Here is a 20,177-nt window from a genome sequence, read left to right on the forward strand (position 1 = left end):
CCCGGCGGCGGTCAGCCCGCGCGGCCCGGCTCGGGCGGAGGAATCCGGTCGGCGTACGCGCCTGACGGTCCCGAGTACCGCCTGCCCGCCCGGTACGGCGAGGCGTTGGCGGTGCACCCGTGCAGGCCCAGCGTCTGCTGCTGCATCACCGGAGCCGGCCGGCCCCGCCCCGGGCACCGCTCGTGGCCGTGGCCGAGCCGGTGCCCGACCTCGTGGTTGACCACGTACCGTCGGTAGGTGGCCAGGTCCGCGCCGTATCCGGGCACCCCCTTCACCCAGCGCGCCACGTTGATCACCACCCGGTCGCCGTTGCGGCACGAGGTGTAGCCGTCCGCCGTGCCCCCGCACAACTCGTCGCGGGTGCCCGGGGTGGCCAGGTGGACGGTGAAGTCGGCCGGGCCGCCGGGGCCGACCCGCCACAGCCGCAGCGTCCCGCCCGTGGTCCACCCCTGCGGGGCGGTCAACGTCGCGCTGACCTCGGCGGCGAACTGCGCCACCGGCAGCCCCCGGATGTCGCGCTCCACCGCCACCCGGTACCGCAGCAACCGGCCGGGGCCCCGGGGCGTCGCCGGCTCACCGGCCGCGACCTGCCAGCGGTTGGCCCCGTCCGCCGGGTAACTGACCGGGGCGGGCCCGGCCCCGCCATCCGACCCGACCGGTCGGCCCGGCGGATCGGCTACCGCCGCCGTCCCGGCCACGGAGGGCGGCCCCGCCGACCGGGCCGGGGCGGGCGTCGCCGCCGGTCGGCCCGCCGCCGGCAGCCCGCAGCCGGTCAGCCAGACCACCGTCAGCAGCGCCGTCACCGGCCGTCCCCGTGGGCCGCCGCCGCGGCGGGGGCTACCCTTCGTCGCCATGGTGCCTCCTCCGCCCACCGCCGGGCGGCGGCGGGCAGCGGGAAGGACGGGCGGTCCGCCGGAACAGTTGATCCCGTCGGGACTCAACCTTTCGGTGCCTTCGCCCGTCCTGTCCGGCGTGGCAAACGGGAGGGGCCGGCATGGCCCGGGGTGACGCCGAGTTCGTCGAGTTCGCCAGGTCCGCCTCCGGCCGGCTCAGGCACGCCGCGTTCCTGATGACCGGCAACCACCACCAGGCCGAGGACGCCGCGCAGACCGCCCTGGTCCGCACGTACGCGTCCTGGTCCCGGATCCGCGACGAGGACGCCTACGGGTACGCCCGTACGGTGCTGGTCAACCACCTGGTCGACGGGTGGCGGCGGCCGATCCGGGAGTACCCCACCGACGACCTGCCCGAGCAGCGGCGCGGCGACGTCGCCGACGACGTGGCCACCCGCCGTTGGCTGCTCGACATCCTCGGCGCGCTCAGCCCCCGCGAGCGGGCCATCGTCGTGCTCCGCTACTACTTCGACCTACCGGAGGCACAGGTGGCGCGCGAACTGGGGGTCTCGCTGGGCACGGTGAAGAGCACCGGTTCCCGGGCATTGCAGAAGCTGCGCGCCACCGGGACCCCGGCGACCCAGGGGACCTGCCGATGACCGAGCTGGAGCAGTTCCGCCTGGCGATGCGGGCGACCGAACAGCCGTACCCGGAGGACCTCGACCTGACCGCGATCATGCGCGACGGCCGGCGGCTGCGCCGACGCCGCCGCCTCGTCGGAGCGGGCGCGACGGCGCTGGTCACCGTGCTGGTGGCCGGCGGTGTGGGGCTCGGCGTGCGGTGGACCCGGCCGCCGGCACCGGACCGCCCACCCGCCCCCGCCGCCACCGTGCCCGGCGCGACGCCCCCGGCGACGTCGCCGCCGACCCCCGGACCCACCCGGTGGAGGCCCCCCCAGCAGCCGATCGGCGAGGTGATCGACACCGGCATCCGGTACGGCGTCGACCAGCGGGTGTTCTACCTGGTGGCGGTCGACGTGCCGGAGGGGCCCAGGGTGCGGGTCGGGTTGATGGCCGGCCGCCGCAGCCCCGCCGGCGAGTTGACCAACGACATGCTCGTCAACGACGTGCAGGGCAGCGACCGGCGACCGGGCTTCCACGAGATCGGGTACGCCGAGGCGACCCCCCCGGACGACACCCGCCCGCCGGTGCCGACGTTCGGGTACTTCGTCGGGCCGGCGACCCGGATCGTCGGCACCGCCGGCGGCCGGCAGGTCGACGCCCGGCTGGCCCGTTGGAGCACCGACCCGGAACTGGTGGTCTTCTGGTTCGACCCGGTCGACCTCACCCCCGGCGTACGACTCGACGGCATCGTCGCCCGCGACCGCTCCGGCCGCCTGCTGTGATCCGGTCGAGGGGGCGGCCCGGTCACCGCGCCGCCCCCTCGACCACCGCTCAGCCCGGCCCCGCTGCGCGCCCGGTCGACGGCGGGTGGGGGCTCAGCCGCACGAGATCCGGACGACCACCGTGCGGTTCTGCGCCGCCGGACCGGGCAGGAGTTCGCCGTCCGGTCCGCGGTCCGGCCTCCGGTCCGGCCAGTTGGCGCCGACCCCCCGGCTGGACATCCGCTCCGGCGGCACGCCGAGCGACCGTAGTACGGTCTCGACCGCCCGGGCCCGGTCCCGGGACAGCGTGAGACGACCGGATTCCGTCCCGGCGGACGAGGTGGTGCCGATCAGCTCGACGGTGGATCTGCCCCGTTCGAGCAGCGCGGCGAGCTTGGCCAGGGCGGCACGGGCCCTGGCCGGGTCCCGGAACGTCGCCGCGTCGGGGACGAAGCCGACCTCGCCGTCGTCGGGCAGCACGGTCACCCCGCACGGGGTGAAGGTGGGGGATTCGGTGACCGGCACCACGCTGACCGTCGGCGAGTCGACGTCGCTGTGCTTGCCGTTGGCCGCCTCCCGCAGTTCCACGCAGCTCGCGCCGCCGGCCCGGGCGATGGCGGTCCAGATCTCGACCACGTGCCGCTTCTGGGCCACGCCCAGTTCCGCCTGCGGTGGCGCGGTGTTGCCCAATCCCACCAGCAGGACGCGCCGGTCCGCGAGGTCGGGTAGGGCGTCGGCCCGGCGGAGGAACTCGACCACGTCGGTGGGGTCGGCGTCCAGCATGCCCCTGGTGCGGAAGTCCAGCGGCGCGGTGGTCTGCAGGCCGGAGTCGACCAGGACGACGGTGTCACCGGGGCCGACCTGCGCGCCGGCGACGTCCAACGCTTTCAGCACGTCGGCCTCGGGTTCGTCGGCCCGCATCGTGGCGACCCACTGGCGCAGGCCGTCGAGCCACCGGTCCAGGTCCTTCCCGTACTTGTTCGGGTTCTGCGCCTTGCTGTTGAAGACCTGCGGTTCCAGGTCCACGTCGACGCGTCCGTCGATCTGGACCATGGACACTCCCTTGTGTTTCAGGGCGGCGCTGCGGGCGAGGTCCTCGACCAGGGCGGGAAGGGCGGGCGTCGGGCTGTTCGCCCGGGCCCCGATGGCCAGGGACATGGCCACGCCCGACGACAGGCAGCCGGCCTCGACGGGTTCCTCGTGCTGCGGGCCGTCGTCGCATCCGGTGAGGACCGCGGCGGCGAGCAGCAGAACGGCCAGGAGGGCCGCCCGCTGCCGCCGGCCGGCCCGGGGTCGGGTTCGCGGCGGTTGGACAACAGCCATGTGTCAGCTCCAGTTGTGGTGTGGGTTTGTGGGTGTCGGGTTCTGGGCGTGCCGGCCGGTGCGCTACCCGTCCGGCCGGTGCTCGCGGTACGGCGACGGCGTCGGCGTGCCGTACCGGTCCGGGGTGAACAGGCCGTCGGTGGTGGCCGGGTCCTGACCGGCCGCTGCCATCCGCTGCCGGGCCAACTGCTTGAGTTCCTCGGCGAGCGCCAGCCGCTTGGCGCGGGCCGCCGCGTGGGCCGCCTCGGCACGCGCCCACTCGTTGTAGCGCTGCCGGTGCCGGGAGAGGACCTTCTCGTGCGCCCCCACCCGCCGCTTGGCCCACCAGCGGGCCCAGGCCAGTCGGCGGTTGCTCCGGTGGTAGGCGTGCGCCAGCGAGTTGTGGTTCCAGTAGGCGACCACCGCGGCCGCCATCCCGGTGCCGATGTACAGCGCGAGGAAGAGGATCGCCAGCACCCGGGCCTTCTGCGCCTCTTCCTGTCCGGAGCCACCGGCGGTGGAACCGCCGGCACCGGAGGTACCGAATCCGGGACCGACGTCCACGTCGGCCAGCAGCAGCCGGGAGAGGAAGGCGGCGATACCCAGCAGGGCCCAACCGGTCAGGCAGGCGTACAGCATCAGCCGGCGGGCACCGGGTGCCCGCTGGTCGAGGTCGCGGTAGATCCGCCCGAACCCGTGGGCGAGCAGGAGCGCGACGGCGGTGAACCCGGCGACCAGCATGTACAGCAGGTAGGTATTGTCGCCGATCCCGCTGGACAGGGCGTTGTAGAAGGCCGCGATGTCGGCGCCGGCGGCCAGCACCAGGACCACCGTCTCGACCAGCGCGCCGAGCAGGGTCCCCGGGCGGCCGGTGAGCAACGCCGTGTCGACGTACCGGCCGCCGGGCATGCTGCTGCCGGGCGGTGGGGTGTGCGTACCGGTGACGGTCATGTCAGTCCTCCTTGGCCGGTCGGTCGGTGGGGGCGGCACCGCCGGCGAGCAGGGCCCGGGCCAGCTCGTGGTTCTCCCGGGCCTGTCGAAGCCGGTCGAGCGCGCCCTCGGAGGCCATCCGGAGCCGCTCCTGCCTCGGCATGACCTCGCCGACCAGGGCGTCCACCACGGTGTGGGCGTTGAGACGCTCGGTTTCGATGTCGGCGAGCCAGCCGTCGGCCCAGTAATTGATCATGTTGTCGAGGGCCGCCGCGGTGCCCTCGTCGGTGCCGCGTGGAGTCAACTCCGCGACCAGCCGCACCACCCGCTCCCGGGCCGCCGAGGCGTCGCGTTCGTGCTGCGCGTCGGGGTCCAGGGGTTTCGGGGCGTCGATGCGCAGCGGCCCCGTCGTCGGGTCGGCGGGCCTGCTCCCGGACGTGGGGCGGCGGCGCGACAGCATCCCGCGGATCGTGCGGCCGGTACGGTTCCACAACGCCTTCATGTCTCTGTCGCTCCTCACGTCGTTTCCGGTCGGCCGTCGGCGGTGTCGCCGGTGGCCCCGCGTCCGTCGGTGGGGTGGACCCAGCCCGGCAGCTCGGGGCCTCCCGGCTGTAGCGTGCGGTTGAGCTCTTCGCCGTCCGGGTGTTTGCGGACGAGCCGCTGCCAGTAGCTGCCGATGCGCCGCCAGGAGTGCTCGTGGATGCGCTCGGCGCGGGCGGCGGCGACGGTCCGGCTCCGGGCGAGCCGCTCGCGGGTTTCCGCCCGCGTCTGCCGGAGGCGGACCAGCTCGCTCTCGGCCTCCTGGCGGCGGGCCTCCAACCCGGCCCGCCGTTCGAGGTACGGGGCCAGCCGCCGCTTGCGGACGACCGACGCGTCGGTGTCGGCCTCGCCGGCCCGGCGTGCCGTCAGCTCGTCCTCGGTCGGCGCGGTCAGGTTCTGCAGTGCCTCCCGCGCCCGGACCAGGGCCTGCTCGGCCTCGACGAGTTGGGCCTCGGTCCGGGCGAGTTGAAACGCCGGACTGGCGACCTCCTGCTGGAGGTGCACCAGTTCGTGGTGCATGGCGTCGTTCGCCATCCGCCGCAGCTTCTCCAGGTGGGGGGTGAAGGCGACGGACCGGTTGTGGGGCGTCCCCCTCGGCGCGGGGTCGGACCCCACGGCGGGTAGCCCGGCGCGGGCGTCCTGGCGGCCGTTCCACCAGTCGGCGATGCGTGCGGTGAGGCGGTAGCGGATGGGGCCCGCCGGCGGGCGGTCCCAGTGCGGGTGGGACAGGGCTGCTGTCTGACGTGGCATGGGGGGCGTCTCCTTCAGGTACGTGGTGGGCTCGTCGGACGTCCCCTCAGGGCCGACTGTTCTCGATCTGGCGGTGGCGTAGTTCGACGCCCAGGAGTTCGGCGAAGACCTCGCCGAAGATGACGCCCAGGCGGCGGGCGTTGGTGAACCGGCGCACCACCACCCCGTCCAGCACGTCGCCGGTGAACACGTCCGGCCGACCACCGGTCAGGCCGGGCACCACCAGGTACATCCGCGTGTACGCGCCGTCGACGAGCGCGTCACGCAGCTCGGCGACGTCGTCGTGCACCTCGCCGTCGGTGACGGCGACGAGGGCGCGGGCGGCGCAGGTGCGGTCGGCCTGACGGTCCGCCGCGGTCAGGGCGCGGATCGCGGGCGCCATGAGCGTGCCGTCGCCGGGCGCGGGCGCGGGCCGGCGGGCCGGCAGCGCGTGCAGCGAGGTCGGCGGCATGGTCACCCCGGCGGTGCCGCTGAACACGGCCTCGGCCAGTTGGTCGGTGGCCTCCAACTCCCGCTGGGCGAACTCGAAGAGCTGGCCGACCGCCTGTTCACGCAGGGCCGTGTACTGCGTCATCGAACCGGAGACGTCCTGGATCTCATCGATACAGACCGGGCCGGCGACCTTGCGGGCCCCCTCCAGGACCGCCTGGTCGAGGCTGTCCGGGGGGCCGAGCCAGTCGTGGATCCGCACCGCGCAGACGGCCAGCAACGCCAGGATCAGCAGGCCGGTGAGCAGCGGGCGGAGCAACCGACGCCACCACGGCGGCCGGACCGGCGTCGGAACGTCGTCGAGCACGGCGCGGCCGGGGGCCGCCCGGCCGTCGGCGACAGCACGTGTACTCGTGAAACGCATTGGCAATGCCTCTCGGAAAGTCAGTCGGAATTGCGACAGAGCTCCGCGGTGGGGTGAATGGAAAGGGTTCGGACGACCTTAGGGGCACAACCGCCCCGACTGTCTACACCGGATCGCCGCTTTCGGATCACCAGTCCCGAATACTGGTCGAAGGTGATCCGTAAATCGATGTTCGGTGGAATTGACCCGGCCGGTTGGAGAGCGTGGCTGGCGGAAGAGCGCGGATCCGGGGGAACTGATTCGGCGGCATCGGCGGTCCGGACGGACGACTACCGCGGCGAACTGACGGAAATCTGTCTGTGGACCGGCGCGCAGGTGCGGACCGGTGGCGCTGCGCAGGGCAGGGGGCATGGCTGGTCCATGAATTCATGGTCGTGCCGGGCCGCGCCGGCCGGTGCGTCAACTGACACATTCCGACGGTGTAGTTCGACGCGGACGCACGCGATAGCGGGAGGCACGCTGGGTGACATGGGAGACACGGATGGACGGGGCGGCGGTCGGTCGGACGACGAGCGGACCCTGCACTACGCACGCCAATTGCTCACCGACAACCGGCACGAACTGCGCCGGGCCGACACGAAGGCGACCCAGACGCTCGGCGTCGCCGGAACCATCGCCGCGGCGGCCCTGGCGGCCGGGCCCGGCAGTGGGCTGGCCGTCGTGACCCGGGGCGGCTGGTGGTGGGTCGCCTGCCTGCTGTGGGCCGGGGCGGTGCTGATGTCGGCGCTCGCGCTGCTGCCCCGGCTCGGCGGCACCTCAGCTGACAGCCACGTCTCCTACTTCGGCGACGTGCTGCGCCACGACGACCTCGTCGGGGCGCTCCGCGAGACCGCGACCCAGCCGTTGGGCGCGGCCCTCGCCGAACTCCGGTGGACCAGCGCCCGGGTCACCACCAAGTACCGGCTGGTCCGCAGCGCGATCGTCAGCCTCGCCGCGAGTGGTGTCTGTCTGATCGGGACACTGGTGTGAACGGGCCCGTAGGTGCCGGCGTCGTCGCTCAGCCGCGACGGGTGTCCGGGGTGGACCGGTGCAGGGCACGCAGCACCTCGGGCGCGACGATGACGATCTCCCGTCGACCGGTGCGGACGATGTCGCGCTCCCGCAGCGCGCGCATCGCCCGGGCGACCGCCTCCCGCGACGTCGCGGCGGCGGTGGCCAGTTCCCGCTGGGACAGCGGCAGGTCGATGACGATCCCCTCCGGGGTGCGTCGGCCGTGCTCGTCGGCGAGGTCCGACAGCAGGCCGGCCAGCCGACCGAAGCTGCTCGCGGAGACGTACTCCAGCCGCTTGATGTCCGACTGCCGCAGTCCGCGGGCGAGGTGCCGCAGCAGACCGAGGGCGAGCCCCGGCTGGTTGACCACCAGGTCCACGAACTGTGGACCGTCGATGACGTACGCCTGCAGGGCGGTCAGGGTGGTCACCGTGCCGGAGCGGACGCCGCCGTCGATCGCGGCCAGGTCGCCGATGATGTCGCCGGGGCCACGCAGGGCGAGCAACGCCTCCTGGCCGTCCCGGGACACCGAGGTGACCTTGATCCAACCGCTGAGCAGAACCAGCACGTACCGCGACGGGTCGCCCTGGTGGAACAGGTCGACCCGGGCGGCGTGCGGCCGGACCGTCGCGATGGCGGCGAGCCGTTCCCGGTCGGCCGGTGAGAGTTGGGCGAGAAACGTACCCGGCACTGGCGACGGATGGTCCGTGGTATTCCGTCCGCCCGGTGGGGTGGGCGTCGTCCGGCCGGTCGAGGATGCCTCTCGATGCGTCAAGTCGGTCTCCTCATGTAGTTGTTAACGTCATTTTCCGGCACAGTTACCGGATGCGCCGACGTCCGGAATTCTGGCCCAGTGTGGAGCGGGTGCGTAACTGACGATGGATACCTTTCAGGTCAACCGAACGTACGACAACGTGTTTCTGATCTTCGTTGACGCGGCCGGTCATTCGAACGTGGTGGCGCACAATCCGCGTGACCAGGCCGGTCAGGCATTCGACCTGTTGCATCGTAAGGTGACCGAACGGCTCGCCACGATAGCCGAACAGCGACGGGTCGGCTACGCACGGCCATGGCGGTGGGCCGGCGACGGCGGATTCCTCATCGTCCACGACGACGAGGAGAGCGTGGCCCGCGACGTCACCCTCGAATTCGTCCACCGCCTGCTGACCCTGGACCTGCCGCATCTGCGCGACGAGTTCGCCCGGCTCGGCATCGACGGTTCCCTGCGGCTGCGGGTCGCCGTGCACAAGGGTTCGATCCGCTACCGGGGCGAGGGCAACGAGGGCACCATCTACTCGCCCGACATCAACTTCGTGGCGCACCTGGAGAAGGCCGCCCCGCCGGACACCGTGGCGGTCTCCTCCGACGTCGTACGGGTCGCCGGCCCGTACGCCGACCTGTTCACCCCGGTCGGCGAGTTCGAGGGTCGGCAGATCCACCTGTACGCCGCCGACACCCACGCCGGTGGGGCGGCGGCGAGCTGGCTGGCCGCCCGGGGGCTCGCCGGTGGCGTCCCGGTGCACGGGTACGTCGAGCGACCCAGCCAGTTCGAGAAGACCCGGATGGTCCGGGCGGCGGCCACCGAGGTCGTCGACCTGGGCACCTCGCTGCGTACCGCGTCGCGCTACCTGGTGACCACCGAACGGCCGGCGCACTTCCGGGACGCGGTCCTGGACTTCCTCGGCCGCGGCGGCACCTACCGCTGCGTGCTGATGGACCCGGCTTCCGAGGCGACCCGGCTGCTGTCCGCGCAACGCGGCGAGCAGTTGGCCGACAAGACCCGTGAGGCGCTGAGCCACCTGCGCCAGTTCAGGCAGCGCCACGCTGCGCTGGCCGACCGGCTGGAGGTGTACCAGACCCCCGGCTATCCCGGCATGGCCTGCCTCGCCACCGACCTCGACGACCCGTGCGCCCTCATCCTGACCTCGCCGTACCTGATGACCCCGCCCGGGCCGGGGGAGCAGGTGGAGCGGGGCGACCTGCCGCACTACCTGGTCTCCCGCAGCGCCGGGCCGCTGTTCGACCGGCTGCGTTCGCTGGTACGGGACTTCGCCACCTCGGCCGTGGAGCGGGTGCTGTGACCACCGCCGAGGTCGTCGACTCCCGCCACCTGCCGTTCGCGGTGGCCCGGGCGGCGGCCCGTGCGGTACGCCGCGCCGAACACGGGCGGCAGGCGTACCGCACGGTGCGACCCGAGGGCACCATGGGCTGGTTCCGGGGGCGTGGCCCACTGGGCGTGATGCTCGTCGTCGCCGCCCACGAGGGGCGGCTCGTCTGGCGCGGCCCGGACTCGTTCGCCCTGCTGAAGCCGCCGATGACGATGGATGAGCCGTACCCCGCGGGTGGGTTGCGGCTGCTGCTGCTGCGGATCGTGGACCGGCGCTGGGAGACGCTCTGCTTCGCCGGCCCGCCGGCACTGGCGGTGGTGGCGGCACTCGGCTGCGTGCCACTGCACCTCTGGCGTACGGCGATCGTGCTCGCCCTGCTCGGCATGCTGTACGTGACGTTCTGCGTGTCCGGTGTCGTCGCCGCCGGGTTCCGCGGCCTGCTCCGGTCGTTGCGCCGCCGCCGTGAGGGCGAGCTCGCCGCCGAGTCGCTACCGGCCCGGCAGTGGTCGATGCCGCTGTGCCACGAGACGGACGCGGGCCGGGCGGGTGACCTGATGCGTGAGGTCTCCGACCGGCTCAGTCGACTCGTGGTCAGGCGGGTGCGCGCCGCCAGCGAACCGCAGGGCGGCCAACCGGACGGCGTGTTCGTCACCGAGGTGCTGCTCTGCCTGGTCAACGGCATCACCACCACCGCCATGCGGGACGCGGTGCCCCGCCAGCAGCGGGTGGGCCTGCCGTTCGGCGTCGGCACCGACGTGGTCGTGCTCGAACCCCGCGACCAGGTGCCGGGCGGCGCGAAGCGGACCTTCAACACCGCCAGCTTCTTCCTCTGGTACGTCTTCGGCAGTGCCGGCGTACTGCTGATGCTCGCCCACCTGGTGGCCGACCAGGAACGGCGGTCCTGCGGCGACCGGTGCGCCGGCCGCCCGACGGGGTACGGCGAGGCACTGCGCTGGCTCGGGCAGCGGCTGCTCCTGTCCGACCCGCCGGACCTCCGTCCCCAGAGCCCCGGCATGGCGCTGCTCGGCTGGCTGGTGAGCATCATGGCGCTGATGACCGTTCCGGTGGCGGTGGTGGCGTTGCAACAGGTGTGGCGGGCGGCCGACCGGATGAACAAGCGATTCGACGAGGAGACCGACGCCGTGCTGGCCCGCCCGAAGATCCTGCTGCTGGTCGCCACCCAGGGTGAGCAGCGGGCCACCCTCGACGTGTTCCGCCGGCGTGGGGCGAAGCCGTACCTGGAACGGCGTTCCCCGCACACCGTCCACCGGCTCGGTACGGTGGCCGGCGCGGAACTGATGCTCGCCAGTGCGGTAGGCGATCCGAGTTCCTCGGCCGGGGTGGCCCAGGTGGCCACGAGCATCATCAGTCAGTGGCGTCCGCGCTACCTGGTGCTCGTCGGCACCTGTTTCGGGCTGAACCCCGGCGAGCAGGCGCTCGGTGACATCGCGGTCTCGCGTCAGACCCGCGACGTGGCGCACCAGGCCGTCACCGACGTCGACGGCAGGGCGCACCGGCTGGACCGGGGACCCCGACCCAGCCCGTCCGCGGAACTGCTCGGCGTCCTCACCGCAGCGGCCGACAGCTGGTCCGGGCCGGCCGTGCACATCGGCCCGATCCTCGGCGCCACCACCCTGTACCGCTCGGACGAGGCGATCGTGGAACTGCGCCGTCGGCACCCGGACGCGGTCGCCGGGGACATGGAGTCACACCTGCTCAACGGCGTCGCGGCCACGCGGAAGGTGGAGTGGATCGCGGTCCGGGGCATCGCCGACTGGGGCAACGCCAAGAAGTCGGACACCCACCGGCACCAGGCGGCGGTGAACGCGGCGGAGTTCGTCCTGCACGCGATCGACCTGGGCCTGCTCAGCCATCCCTCCGACGCGTCCCGCTGAGCTTGTATCGTGCCGGGCGTGACACGCCCGGACTGGTCAGACATCCCTGGACGGCTCGCGCGGCTGGCCGCGACGCCCGCCGCCGGCACCGTGTTCGGTGCCGGCGACCACGGGTGGGAGCTGGAAGCACCGCTGACCGCCGACGAACTGACCGAGGTGCAGGGGCAGCTGCGGGTGGAACTGCCCGACGAGTACCTGTCGTTCCTGCGGGAGGCGGGTCGGGGTGGCGCGGGGCCGGCCTACGGGCTGTTCCCGCTGCGCCGGCACGACGGACGGTGGCGGTGGGAGGGCGACGGCGCGGACCTCACCACGCTGGCGGCGCTCGGGCGTCCCTTCCCCCACGTCGAAGCGTTCAACCCGGCCGACGGCCTGCCGGCCGAACCCGACGAGGATGACTACGACTCGCCGGAGGCGTTCGCCACCGCGCAGGACGCCCACTGGGAGCGCTACGAGCAGGTCGTCTACACGCCGGAGAACTCGGTCGGCCTGCTGTACCTGTGCCATCTCGGCTGCGCGCTGCGGGAGGCGCTGGTGGTCAGCGGTCCCGCCCGGGGCCGGATGTGGGCGGACGACATCGCCGAGGGCGGTGGTTTCCGGCCGCTGCACGACGACGACGGGACGCCGCTCGGCTTCGCCCGCTGGTACCGGCGCTGGCTGGCGGCGGCCGAGCGCGAGGTCGCACCCGGCTAGCTCTCCCGGTCCACGGTGAACGGGCGGTATCCCGGCGGCAGTTCGCTGACCTGGAGGTCGGAGAAGACCAGGGTGAGCACGTGGGCGTTGGTTTCGATCAGCACCTCGTGGAAGTCGAGCCCGGTCGCCTCGGCCCAGCTCCGCGCGGTGGCCGAGTCCGCCACGACCCGGGCGCCCGGGTAGAGCGCGTGCCACTTCACACCCCAGAGGTAACCGTCCAGGTCGACGCCGGTGCGGTGGTCGATCAGGCGGTCGTCCAGGGAGGCCCGCCAGGTGACCGGCGGGACCGACGTCCGGCAGCGGGCCTCGACGCAGTACCGGAACAGGTAGCGCAGCGTCGTCGGGGCGATCCCGGTGCGGGGGTCGGCGGTCAGGTGGACGATGACCTCGTAGTCCCGCAGGTAGTCGGTGAACGCGTGGTACAGCAGCGCGTGGTCGAACACGTCGTCGAGGGCACGGCCGAGCATCACAGGGTCCACCGCCCAGTTCTACACCGGGACCGCCACATCCAAGATCAAAATTTCCGGGTACGGGACCCGCACCGCGCGCCGCCAGCCGGAAGCCGAGGGTCGACGGCCACGGTCCACCCGGCTGGTTCAGGGGGTCCGGCCCGGGCGCTCCTCAGGCAGGGGCGGCCGGACGTGCCGCAGGTCCGAGGGTCAGACAGCCGGCCCGTGCGCCGGCCCCCGGTGCGTCGTCACGTCTCACGGCGTAGCCCTCCACGCCCCGGCACGGGCGCCGGGCCACCGGGCGCGGGGAAGCCACCGGCTGGTAGCGGTGACGAGCACGCGACCCGGTACGGCCGAAGCCAGGGGATGCAATGGGGATCGGAACCGACCGGAGATCTGGGCCGGAGGAGTGTGGAGCGGGCGACGGGAATCGAACCCGCACCGTCAGTTTGGAAGACTGAAGCTCTGCCATTGAGCTACGCCCGCGTACGCCCCGGCACACCGGGATGCGCCCACACCTTACCCGCTCCCCCCATCCCCCGACGCACCGGCACTCCTTCCCTCCTCCCGCGTCCCCTCCCCTCCCTTCTCCCGGTGATCAAGAGGTTTGCGTCATCCACGGCGATCAACTTGACGCAAACTCCTTGATCACCGGGGGCAGGCCGGGCACCGGGGCAGGCCGGGCACCGGGGTAGGCCGGCACCGGGGTAGGCCGGCGCCGGGGTGGGTGGGGTGGGGATGCCCCGGCATTCCGGGTGGGGCGCGACGGCATACACTTCTTGGGCCACGGGGTGTGGCGCAGCTTGGTAGCGCACTCGCTTTGGGAGCGAGGGGCCGTGGGTTCAAATCCCGCCACCCCGACTGCGTGCGCATCCCGGGATCACCCCCGGGGGGCGACGCCGATTCTGTGCGGTATGCCGGGCGCTGCCGGAGCAGCGTCCCGGCTCGCCTACACTCGATGCGCGCAATCACGCCCAGACCCAGACCCACCACTGAGATCCGTCAAGGAGTACGCCTGTGAAGAGCACCGTCGAGACTCTGAGCCCGACGCGCGTGCGGCTCGCCATCGAGGTGCCGTTCGTCGAGCTCGAGCCGAGCCTCAAGAAGGCGTACCGGGAGATCGGCCAGCAGGTCCAGGTTCCCGGCTTCCGTCGGGGCAAGATCCCGGCCGCCGTGATCGACCAGCGGGTGGGCCGGGGCACCGTGCTCAACGAGGCGGTGCAGGAGGCCATCCCGCAGAACATCCTCGCCGCGGTGCGTGAGCACGACCTCAAGACGCTCGGCCGCCCGGAGGTCGAGATCACCGAGTTCAACGACGGTGACTCGCTCAACTTCACCGCCGAGGTCGACGTCCGACCCGAGCTGACCCTGCCGGACCCGGCCACCGTCGAGGTGACCGTCGACGAGCTGCAGATCGACGAGAGCGAGATCGACGAGCAGGTCAAGAACCTGCGCGAGCGGTTCGCCACGCTCAAGACCGTCGAGCGGGCCGCCGCCGAGGGTGACTACGTGCAGATCGACCTGAACGCGACCGTCGACGGCGAGGACGTGCCGGGCGGCTCGGCGAGCAACATCTCGCACGAGGTCGGCAGCAAGCAGCTCCTGCCGGGGCTGGACGAGGCCCTGGTCGGGCTCGCCGCCGGCGACGACACCACCTTCACCACCCAGCTCGTGGGCGGCGACTTCGCCGGCCGGGACGCCGAGGTGGCGGTGACCGTCCGCACGGTCAAGGAGAAGGAGCTGCCGGAGCTGGACGACGACTTCGCCCAGATGGCCAGCGAGTTCGACACCATCGAGGAGCTCCGCGCCGACCTGCGGGAGAAGGTCAGCCGGGGCAAGCGGGTCGAGCAGATCTACGCCGCCCGGGACAAGGCCCTGGAGCAGCTGGTCGCCGCCGCCGAGGTGCCCGCCCCGGAGGGCATCGTCCGCGAGGAGGTCGAGAGCCGTAAGCAGGCGATGGTCGACCAGCTGGAGCGGATCGGCGCCTCGATGGAGGAGTACCTCGCCGCCGAGGAGAAGACCGAGGAGCAGATCGACGCCGAGCTGACCGAGGCGGCGACCGAGGGCGTCAAGATCCAGCTCCTGCTGGACACCCTGGCCGACGCCGAGGACACCCAGGTCTCCGACGACGAGTTCGGTCACGAGATCGTCCACCGGGCGCAGCGTGCCGGGATGGCCCCGCAGCAGTACTACGACCAGTTGGTCCGCTCCGGTGCCGCCGGCGCCGTCTTCGGTGACGTGCGGCGCGGCAAGGCGCTCGCCTCCGTGATGGAGAAGATCAAGATCAAGGACTCGGCCGGCAACGAGGTCACCCTCGACGCGCTGCGGGCCGAGAGCGAGCAGGCGCACGACCACGAGCACGACCACGAGCACTGATCCGACCCGGTAGGCCGCCGTCCGCCCGTTGCGGCAGACGGCGGCCGAACCCCTTTCCGGGTACGTCCCGAGCCTGCTGCGCTGAGAGCGAACAGTGCCGCGAGCGGGAGTCGATCACCCGGTGGAGCGGTTAATGTCGGGTACGACGGTACGGAGAGCGAAGGGCTGCCATGACCGACATGCACATCCCAGCGAAGCCGCTCCGGGCGATCGAAGCCCGAGGTGGCGACACCATTGGCAACCTCGACGACTCGGTCTACAACCGGTTGCTCAAGGAGCGCATCATCTTCCTCGGCAGCGAGGTGAACGACCAGGTCGCCAACCGCATCTGCGCCCAGCTGCTGCTGCTCGCGGCGGAGGACCCGGACCGCGACATCTTCCTCTGGATCAACTCGCCGGGTGGCTCGGTCTACTCCGGCATGGCGATCTACGACACCATGCAGTACATCGACAACGACGTGTCGACCGTGGCGATGGGCATGGCCGCCTCGATGGGCCAGCTGCTGCTCTGCGCGGGCACCAAGGGCAAGCGGTACGCCCTGCCGCACGCGCGGATCATGATGCACCAGCCGTCCGGTGGTCTCGGCGGCACCGCGTCGGACATCGCGATCCAGGCCGAGCAGATGCTCTACACCAAGCGGATGTTCCAGGAGCGGGTGGCCCACCACACCGGGCAGAGCCAGGCGCAGATCGAGGCCGACTCGGACCGCGACCGCTGGTTCACCGCCCAGGAGGCCATGGACTACGGCTTCATCGACAAGGTGATCATCGGGGCCACGCAGGTTCCGGATGGCGCCGGGACCCTGAGCTGAGGAGCTGACGATGACCGATCTGAGCCTGCCGCCCCAGTTCGCGGCCGTGCACAACCGTTACGTCCTGCCGTCGTTCGTCGAGCGCACCTCGTACGGGGTCAAGGAGTCCAACCCGTACAACAAGCTCTTCGAGGACCGGATCATCTTCCTCGGCGTGCAGGTCGACGACGCGTCGGCCAACGACGTGATGGCGCAGCTGCTGACGCTCGAGGGCACCGACCCGGACCGCGACATCATCATGTACATCAACTCGCCAGGTGGTTCGTTCACCGCCATGACGGCGATCTACGACACCATGCAGTACGTCCGGCCGGACATCTCCACCGTCTGCCTGGGCCAGGCGGCCAGCGCGGCGGCGGTGCTGCTGGCGGCGGGCACCCCGGGCAAGCGGATGGCGCTGCCGAACTCGCGGATCATCATCCACCAGCCGGCCACCGAGGGCGGCTACGGGCAGGGCTCGGACATCGAGATCCAGGCCCGGGAGATCCTGCGGATGCGCACCCAGCTGGAGGACATGCTCTCCCGGCACTGCAACCGGCCGATCGAGCAGGTCCGCAAGGACATCGACCGTGACAAGATCATGACGGCCGAGGAGTCCAAGGAGTACGGGCTGGTCGACACGATCCTGACCAGTCGCAAGAAGGGCCTGCTGGCCGCCAACGCGGCCCGCTGAGCACCGCCGGTCGGAGGTCGGTCGGGTGAGCAGTTCCCGGCCGGCCTCTGACACACCCGTTTTGGGGGTCGGAGAAACCCTCGCCAGCGGGTAACGTCGGGTCCGTACGGCGTGGCCGGGTCGGACCGGCGGAACGGATTTCACCACGGACGGGCGCTGCGGCGTCCGCGGTTCAGGGCCGGTCTCCGGTCGACGAGTGCAGGGAGAACGTAGGTGGCACGGATCGGTGACGGCGGCGACCTACTGAAGTGCTCGTTCTGCGGCAAGTCGCAGAAGCAGGTCAAGAAACTCATCGCGGGCCCAGGGGTCTACATCTGCGACGAGTGCATCGACCTCTGCAACGAGATCATCGAAGAGGAGCTGGCCGAGTCCGGCGAGGTGAAGTGGGAAGAGCTTCCCAAGCCGATGGAGATCTGCCAGTTCCTCGACAACTACGTCGTCGGCCAGGACCAGGCCAAGAAGGCGCTCGCGGTGGCGGTCTACAACCACTACAAGCGCATCCAGGCCGAGGCGGCCAACGCCCCCGGCTCCGGCAGCGACGCGGTCGAGCTGGCCAAGTCCAACATCCTGCTGCTCGGTCCGACCGGGTGCGGCAAGACGCACCTCGCGCAGACCCTGGCCCGGATGCTCAACGTGCCCTTCGCGATCGCGGACGCCACCGCGTTGACCGAGGCGGGCTACGTCGGCGAGGACGTGGAGAACATCCTCCTCAAGCTGATCCAGGCCGCCGACTACGACATCAAGCGCGCCGAGACGGGCATCATCTACATCGACGAGGTCGACAAGATCGCCCGTAAGTCGGAGAACCCGTCGATCACCCGGGACGTCTCCGGCGAGGGGGTGCAGCAGGCCCTGCTCAAGATGCTGGAGGGCACGGTGTCGAACGTGCCGCCGCAGGGCGGGCGCAAACACCCCCACCAGGAATTCATCCAGATCGACACCACCAACGTGCTGTTCATCTGCGGTGGCGCCTTCGCCGGTCTCGACCAGATCATCGAGGCCCGCACCGGCTCCGGCGGCACCGGCTTCGGTGCCCGGCTCCGGTCGGTCTCCGAGCGTTCCACCGACGACATCTTCAGCCAGGTGATGCCGGAGGACATGCTCAAGTTCGGGCTGATCCCCGAGTTCATCGGCCGACTGCCGGTGATCACCAACGTGCGCAGCCTGGACCGTTCCGCCCTGGTGCGCATCCTCACCGAGCCCCGCAACGCCCTGGTCCGGCAGTACCAGCGGCTCTTCGAGCTGGACGGCGTCGAGCTGGAGTTCGAGCCGCCGGCACTGGAGGCCATCGCCGACCAGGCGATGCTCCGGGGCACCGGTGCCCGTGGTCTGCGCGCCATCATGGAAGAGGTCCTCCTCTCCGTCATGTACGAGGTGCCGAGCAACCCGGACGCCGCCCGGGTGCTGATCACCCGCGAGGCGGTCCTGGAGAACGTCAACCCGACCATCGTGCCGCGCGAGTTCACCGGTCGCCGGGCCCGCCGCGACCGCGAGGAGAAGTCGGCCTGACCGACGCCCCGACCACCGTCAGAAGCACGGCTCCCGCCCGGGGCCGTGCTTCTGCGCGTACGGGCGCAGCGCCATTTGCCGTCGCCTGACCGGTCGTCGCGCGGGGATCATCTCGCCCCACACCCCCGGCTCGCGGTCGCCCTCGTGGCGCTCCGGGGCGTCCACGGGGTGTCCTGGTGGCCGACCGTGGGTGTCCGAGCGCCCGTTCCCCGGTAGCGGGCGACCGTGTTCCGGCCCCGCCGCGCCGAGGGCTGTCCCCGGGCGGCCGGTCGCCCGTACCCTGGCGGCATGCGCGTCGCCGTCTGCCAGCTCAACGCCCGCGACGACCGGTCGGCCAACCTGGCCGCCGCCGAGGCCCTGCTCGTGCGGGCCGCGGCGGCCGGTGCCGACCTGGCGGTCCTCCCGGAGTACGTCGATTATCTCGGCCCGGCGGCGGGGATGCCGCCGGCCGAGGGAGTGGACGGGACGGTGGGGACCTTCTTCGCCGAGGTGGCCCGCCGGCTGGGAATCTGGTTGGTCGCCGGCTCCTTCCACGAGGCCGGGCCGGATCCGGAGCACACCTGGAACACGTCGCTGGTCTTCGACCGTTCCGGAACCCTCGCCGCCAGCTACCGGAAGATCCACCTGTACGACGTGGAGATCCCCGGCCGGGTGTCCTATCGCGAGTCCGCCACGGTGGCCCCCGGGGTGCAACCCGTGGTGGTCGACGTGGAGGGACTGCGGGTGGGCCTGACCATCTGCTACGACCTGCGCTTCCCGGAGCTGTATCGCCGGCTCGCCACCGACGGGGGTGCCCACCTGCTCGTCGTGCCGGCGGCGTTCATGATGCACACCGGCCGGGACCACTGGGAGGTCCTGCTGCGGGCCCGGGCGATCGAGAACCAGTGTTTCGTGGCCGCCGCCGGGCAGACCGGTGACCACGACCCGGGCCGGACGTGCTTCGGCCGCAGCATGGTGGTCGACCCGTGGGGCACGGTGCTCGGTCAGGTGCCGGACGGGCCTGGTGTCACCGTGGTCGACCTCGACCTGGACCGGCTGCACACGATCCGGGCCGAGCTGCCCAGCCTGGCAAACCGCCGCCTCTGAACGGCCCCGGGGGCGGCCTGCCCTGGGGCCGGGCCTCGGTCAGCTCAGCAGCACCCCCACGACCGCCAGCGCGATGATCGCCGTCGCCGTCACCAGCAGGGCCGTTCCCATCCTGGACGGTCCGCGCCGGGCCAGCCGGACGACCGACAGTACGACGACGACGAGCACGACCGCCGCGATCACCAGTTGCCAGAAGGGCAGCAGGAGTCCCAGCAGTGCGTCGTCGGCGAGGGTGACCGTGGGGGAGCGGGACGCCTCATCCATGGCAGCCACTCTGGCACGGATCGGCCCTCTCGGCGTCGTTTCGGTACCCGGGCGGGACGCCGGAGGGCGCGGCGTCGGCCGGTGACGCCCCACCGACCAAGGCAGTGACGATCGTTGATTTGCCTTCCGTGGGGCGTCCGCGTAACTTTCTCTCTGCACGCGGGAGGCCGGACGAACTGGCCGAGAACGGGCACCAGGATCGTGGCAGAGACGCCGAGCGATGCTGAGGATCGGGCGGTGCGACGCTCCCTGGAAGTTGGGGTTGCGAACGCGAAGCCGACCGGGTAGAGTTCTGAAGCCGGCAGGGAGCCGGGCGGGCACCGTGAAAGCGGATGCCGGCCGGTCTGCCGATCCCCACGATATCGACGACCACCGGAAACGGTGATCGCCGCAACGTGGATGCGGCTGAACGAGGCTGACAGATCGCGACAGCGAATTTGACAGCGAAATTCGGTCCAAGTAACTTAGGGAAGTTGCCCCGGTCGGGTAGCCGTGAAAGCGGTTGTCTGGTTGGTGTGTGGTTGTTCTTTGAGAACTCAACAGGGTGCTTGTAAAGCCAGTGCCAATTGTTTTATACCCCGCACTGGGCAGGCTTTTTTTCTGTCTGGTGGGGATTCCTTTGGCAACATTTGTTTGTTGTCGGGATTGCTGTTCAACACAGTTTTTGTTGGAGAGTTTGATCCTGGCTCAGGACGAACGCTGGCGGCGTGCTTAACACATGCAAGTCGAGCGG

20 protein-coding genes, 2 tRNA genes and 1 rRNA gene are annotated in these 20,177 nt (G+C 71.6%); 13 read left to right on the forward strand and 10 right to left on the reverse strand.

Annotation, left to right across the window (positions count from 1 at the left end; genetic code table 11):
• Window positions 1-11: 11 nt before the first annotated feature.
• Entirely contained in the window at window positions 12-854 is an 843-nt protein-coding gene (locus JQN84_RS10515) for a DUF3152 domain-containing protein (RefSeq protein ID WP_204958121.1), read from the reverse strand.
• A 140-nt stretch (window positions 855-994) separates the two neighbouring features.
• On the opposite strand from JQN84_RS10515, the gene JQN84_RS10520 reads away from it, so the two are divergent.
• Both JQN84_RS10520 and JQN84_RS10525 read left to right on the forward strand, forming a co-directional pair.
• On the forward strand, window positions 995-1,492 hold the full coding sequence (locus JQN84_RS10520; protein ID WP_204958122.1) for a SigE family RNA polymerase sigma factor: 498 nt from the start codon (window positions 995-997) through the stop codon (window positions 1,490-1,492).
• The gene (locus tag JQN84_RS10525) at window positions 1,489-2,238 is read left to right on the forward strand and encodes a hypothetical protein (RefSeq protein ID WP_204958123.1); all 750 of its coding nucleotides are present in this window, start codon (window positions 1,489-1,491) and stop codon (window positions 2,236-2,238) included. The genes JQN84_RS10520 and JQN84_RS10525 overlap by 4 nt, the downstream gene beginning before the upstream one ends.
• Before the next feature lie 93 nt (window positions 2,239-2,331).
• Here the strand turns inward: JQN84_RS10525 and JQN84_RS10530 are convergent, their stop codons facing one another.
• The 5 genes from JQN84_RS10530 to JQN84_RS10550 all read right to left on the reverse strand — a co-directional run bounded on the left by JQN84_RS10530 (window position 2,332) and on the right by JQN84_RS10550 (window position 6,592).
• Window positions 2,332-3,540, reverse strand: coding sequence for an OmpA family protein (locus JQN84_RS10530; RefSeq protein ID WP_204958124.1), 1,209 nt, complete (start codon window positions 3,538-3,540; stop codon window positions 2,332-2,334).
• Between the two features lie 63 nt (window positions 3,541-3,603).
• Window positions 3,604-4,470: a hypothetical protein gene (locus JQN84_RS10535; protein ID WP_204958125.1), complete on the reverse strand. Its 867-nt coding sequence runs from the start codon at window positions 4,468-4,470 to the stop codon at window positions 3,604-3,606.
• A gap of 1 nt (window position 4,471) precedes the next feature.
• The gene (locus tag JQN84_RS10540; RefSeq protein ID WP_204958126.1) at window positions 4,472-4,969 is read right to left on the reverse strand and encodes a hypothetical protein; all 498 of its coding nucleotides are present in this window, start codon (window positions 4,967-4,969) and stop codon (window positions 4,472-4,474) included.
• A complete protein-coding gene (locus JQN84_RS10545; protein ID WP_204958127.1) occupies window positions 4,966-5,739 on the reverse strand; it encodes a hypothetical protein in 774 nt (257 codons plus the stop codon). The genes JQN84_RS10540 and JQN84_RS10545 overlap by 4 nt, the downstream gene beginning before the upstream one ends.
• Before the next feature lie 46 nt (window positions 5,740-5,785).
• Complete coding sequence (locus JQN84_RS10550) at window positions 5,786-6,592, reverse strand: vWA domain-containing protein (protein ID WP_204958128.1); 807 nt, start codon at window positions 6,590-6,592, stop codon at window positions 5,786-5,788.
• 468 nt (window positions 6,593-7,060) lie between these two features.
• Here JQN84_RS10550 and JQN84_RS10555 point away from each other — a divergent pair, with 468 nt between their 5' ends.
• Entirely contained in the window at window positions 7,061-7,561 is a 501-nt protein-coding gene (locus JQN84_RS10555) for a Pycsar system effector family protein (RefSeq protein WP_204958129.1), read from the forward strand.
• Window positions 7,562-7,589: 28 nt separating this feature from the next.
• On the opposite strand, the gene JQN84_RS10560 is transcribed toward JQN84_RS10555, so the two are convergent.
• Window positions 7,590-8,273, reverse strand: a complete 684-nt coding sequence (locus tag JQN84_RS10560) for a Crp/Fnr family transcriptional regulator (protein WP_281894908.1) — start codon at window positions 8,271-8,273, stop codon at window positions 7,590-7,592.
• A 187-nt stretch (window positions 8,274-8,460) separates the two neighbouring features.
• Between JQN84_RS10560 and JQN84_RS10565 the strand changes: the two genes are divergently transcribed.
• From JQN84_RS10565 to JQN84_RS10575, 3 genes are read left to right on the forward strand one after another with little or no spacing between them, the layout of a single operon-like run.
• A complete protein-coding gene (locus JQN84_RS10565) occupies window positions 8,461-9,663 on the forward strand; it encodes a hypothetical protein (protein ID WP_204958130.1) in 1,203 nt (400 codons plus the stop codon).
• The gene (locus JQN84_RS32235) at window positions 9,660-11,585 is read left to right on the forward strand and encodes a 5'-methylthioadenosine/S-adenosylhomocysteine nucleosidase family protein (RefSeq protein ID WP_204958131.1); all 1,926 of its coding nucleotides are present in this window, start codon (window positions 9,660-9,662) and stop codon (window positions 11,583-11,585) included. Before JQN84_RS10565 ends, JQN84_RS32235 begins: the two co-directional genes overlap by 4 nt.
• 18 nt (window positions 11,586-11,603) lie before the next feature.
• Window positions 11,604-12,275: an SMI1/KNR4 family protein gene (locus JQN84_RS10575; protein ID WP_204958132.1), complete on the forward strand. Its 672-nt coding sequence runs from the start codon at window positions 11,604-11,606 to the stop codon at window positions 12,273-12,275.
• Here the strand turns inward: JQN84_RS10575 and JQN84_RS10580 are convergent.
• The gene (locus JQN84_RS10580; RefSeq protein ID WP_307821137.1) at window positions 12,272-12,754 is read right to left on the reverse strand and encodes a YxiG-like protein; all 483 of its coding nucleotides are present in this window, start codon (window positions 12,752-12,754) and stop codon (window positions 12,272-12,274) included. The two genes, JQN84_RS10575 and JQN84_RS10580, sit on opposite strands and share 4 nt — an antisense overlap.
• Before the next feature lie 382 nt (window positions 12,755-13,136).
• Window positions 13,137-13,210: transfer RNA gene (locus tag JQN84_RS10585), tRNA-Gly, on the reverse strand.
• A 301-nt stretch (window positions 13,211-13,511) separates the two neighbouring features.
• Here JQN84_RS10585 and JQN84_RS10590 point away from each other — a divergent pair.
• The 6 genes from JQN84_RS10590 to JQN84_RS10615 all read left to right on the forward strand — a co-directional run bounded on the left by JQN84_RS10590 (window position 13,512) and on the right by JQN84_RS10615 (window position 19,180).
• A tRNA-Pro gene (locus tag JQN84_RS10590) sits at window positions 13,512-13,585 on the forward strand.
• A gap of 156 nt (window positions 13,586-13,741) precedes the next feature.
• Entirely contained in the window at window positions 13,742-15,100 is a 1,359-nt protein-coding gene (tig, locus tag JQN84_RS10595; protein WP_204958133.1) for a trigger factor, read from the forward strand.
• A gap of 170 nt (window positions 15,101-15,270) precedes the next feature.
• Entirely contained in the window at window positions 15,271-15,912 is a 642-nt protein-coding gene (locus JQN84_RS10600) for an ATP-dependent Clp protease proteolytic subunit (protein ID WP_067310650.1), read from the forward strand.
• 10 nt (window positions 15,913-15,922) lie between these two features.
• Window positions 15,923-16,585 carry an ATP-dependent Clp protease proteolytic subunit gene (locus JQN84_RS10605; protein WP_204958134.1) on the forward strand — a complete coding sequence of 221 codons (663 nt, stop codon included), beginning with the start codon at window positions 15,923-15,925 and terminating at the stop codon, window positions 16,583-16,585.
• A 213-nt stretch (window positions 16,586-16,798) separates the two neighbouring features.
• Entirely contained in the window at window positions 16,799-18,094 is a 1,296-nt protein-coding gene (clpX, locus tag JQN84_RS10610) for an ATP-dependent Clp protease ATP-binding subunit ClpX (protein WP_145921323.1), read from the forward strand.
• A gap of 288 nt (window positions 18,095-18,382) precedes the next feature.
• Window positions 18,383-19,180, forward strand: a complete 798-nt coding sequence (locus JQN84_RS10615; RefSeq protein ID WP_204958135.1) for a carbon-nitrogen hydrolase family protein — start codon at window positions 18,383-18,385, stop codon at window positions 19,178-19,180.
• A 39-nt stretch (window positions 19,181-19,219) separates the two neighbouring features.
• Here the strand turns inward: JQN84_RS10615 and JQN84_RS10620 are convergent, their stop codons facing one another.
• The gene (locus tag JQN84_RS10620) at window positions 19,220-19,444 is read right to left on the reverse strand and encodes a hypothetical protein (protein WP_204958136.1); all 225 of its coding nucleotides are present in this window, start codon (window positions 19,442-19,444) and stop codon (window positions 19,220-19,222) included.
• A gap of 664 nt (window positions 19,445-20,108) precedes the next feature.
• On the opposite strand from JQN84_RS10620, the gene JQN84_RS10625 reads away from it, so the two are divergent.
• Window positions 20,109-20,177: ribosomal RNA gene (locus tag JQN84_RS10625) — 16S ribosomal RNA — on the forward strand; the annotation flags it as partial.

It is taken from the genome of Micromonospora humidisoli (genome assembly GCF_016900955.1).
Taxonomy (GTDB): Bacteria; Actinomycetota; Actinomycetes; order Mycobacteriales; family Micromonosporaceae; genus Micromonospora; species Micromonospora wenchangensis.

Bases quoted from the DNA above. Each gene is read 5' to 3' on its own strand.
- JQN84_RS10535 (WP_204958125.1), bottom strand. From the start codon at position 4,470: ATGACCGTCACCGGTACGCACACCCCACCGCCCGGCAGCAGCATGCCC.
- JQN84_RS10600 (WP_067310650.1), top strand. From the start codon at position 15,271: ATGACCGACATGCACATCCCAGCGAAGCCGCTCCGGGCGATCGAAGCC.
- JQN84_RS10605 (WP_204958134.1), top strand. From the start codon at position 15,923: ATGACCGATCTGAGCCTGCCGCCCCAGTTCGCGGCCGTGCACAACCGT.
- JQN84_RS10530 (WP_204958124.1), bottom strand. From the start codon at position 3,540: ATGGCTGTTGTCCAACCGCCGCGAACCCGACCCCGGGCCGGCCGGCGG.
- JQN84_RS10565 (WP_204958130.1), top strand. From the start codon at position 8,461: ATGGATACCTTTCAGGTCAACCGAACGTACGACAACGTGTTTCTGATC.
- JQN84_RS10615 (WP_204958135.1), top strand. From the start codon at position 18,383: ATGCGCGTCGCCGTCTGCCAGCTCAACGCCCGCGACGACCGGTCGGCC.
- JQN84_RS10550 (WP_204958128.1), bottom strand. From the start codon at position 6,592: ATGCGTTTCACGAGTACACGTGCTGTCGCCGACGGCCGGGCGGCCCCC.
- JQN84_RS10515 (WP_204958121.1), bottom strand. From the start codon at position 854: ATGGCGACGAAGGGTAGCCCCCGCCGCGGCGGCGGCCCACGGGGACGG.
- JQN84_RS10525 (WP_204958123.1), top strand. From the start codon at position 1,489: ATGACCGAGCTGGAGCAGTTCCGCCTGGCGATGCGGGCGACCGAACAG.
- JQN84_RS10545 (WP_204958127.1), bottom strand. From the start codon at position 5,739: ATGCCACGTCAGACAGCAGCCCTGTCCCACCCGCACTGGGACCGCCCG.
- JQN84_RS10620 (WP_204958136.1), bottom strand. From the start codon at position 19,444: ATGGATGAGGCGTCCCGCTCCCCCACGGTCACCCTCGCCGACGACGCA.
- JQN84_RS10555 (WP_204958129.1), top strand. From the start codon at position 7,061: ATGGGAGACACGGATGGACGGGGCGGCGGTCGGTCGGACGACGAGCGG.
- JQN84_RS10520 (WP_204958122.1), top strand. From the start codon at position 995: ATGGCCCGGGGTGACGCCGAGTTCGTCGAGTTCGCCAGGTCCGCCTCC.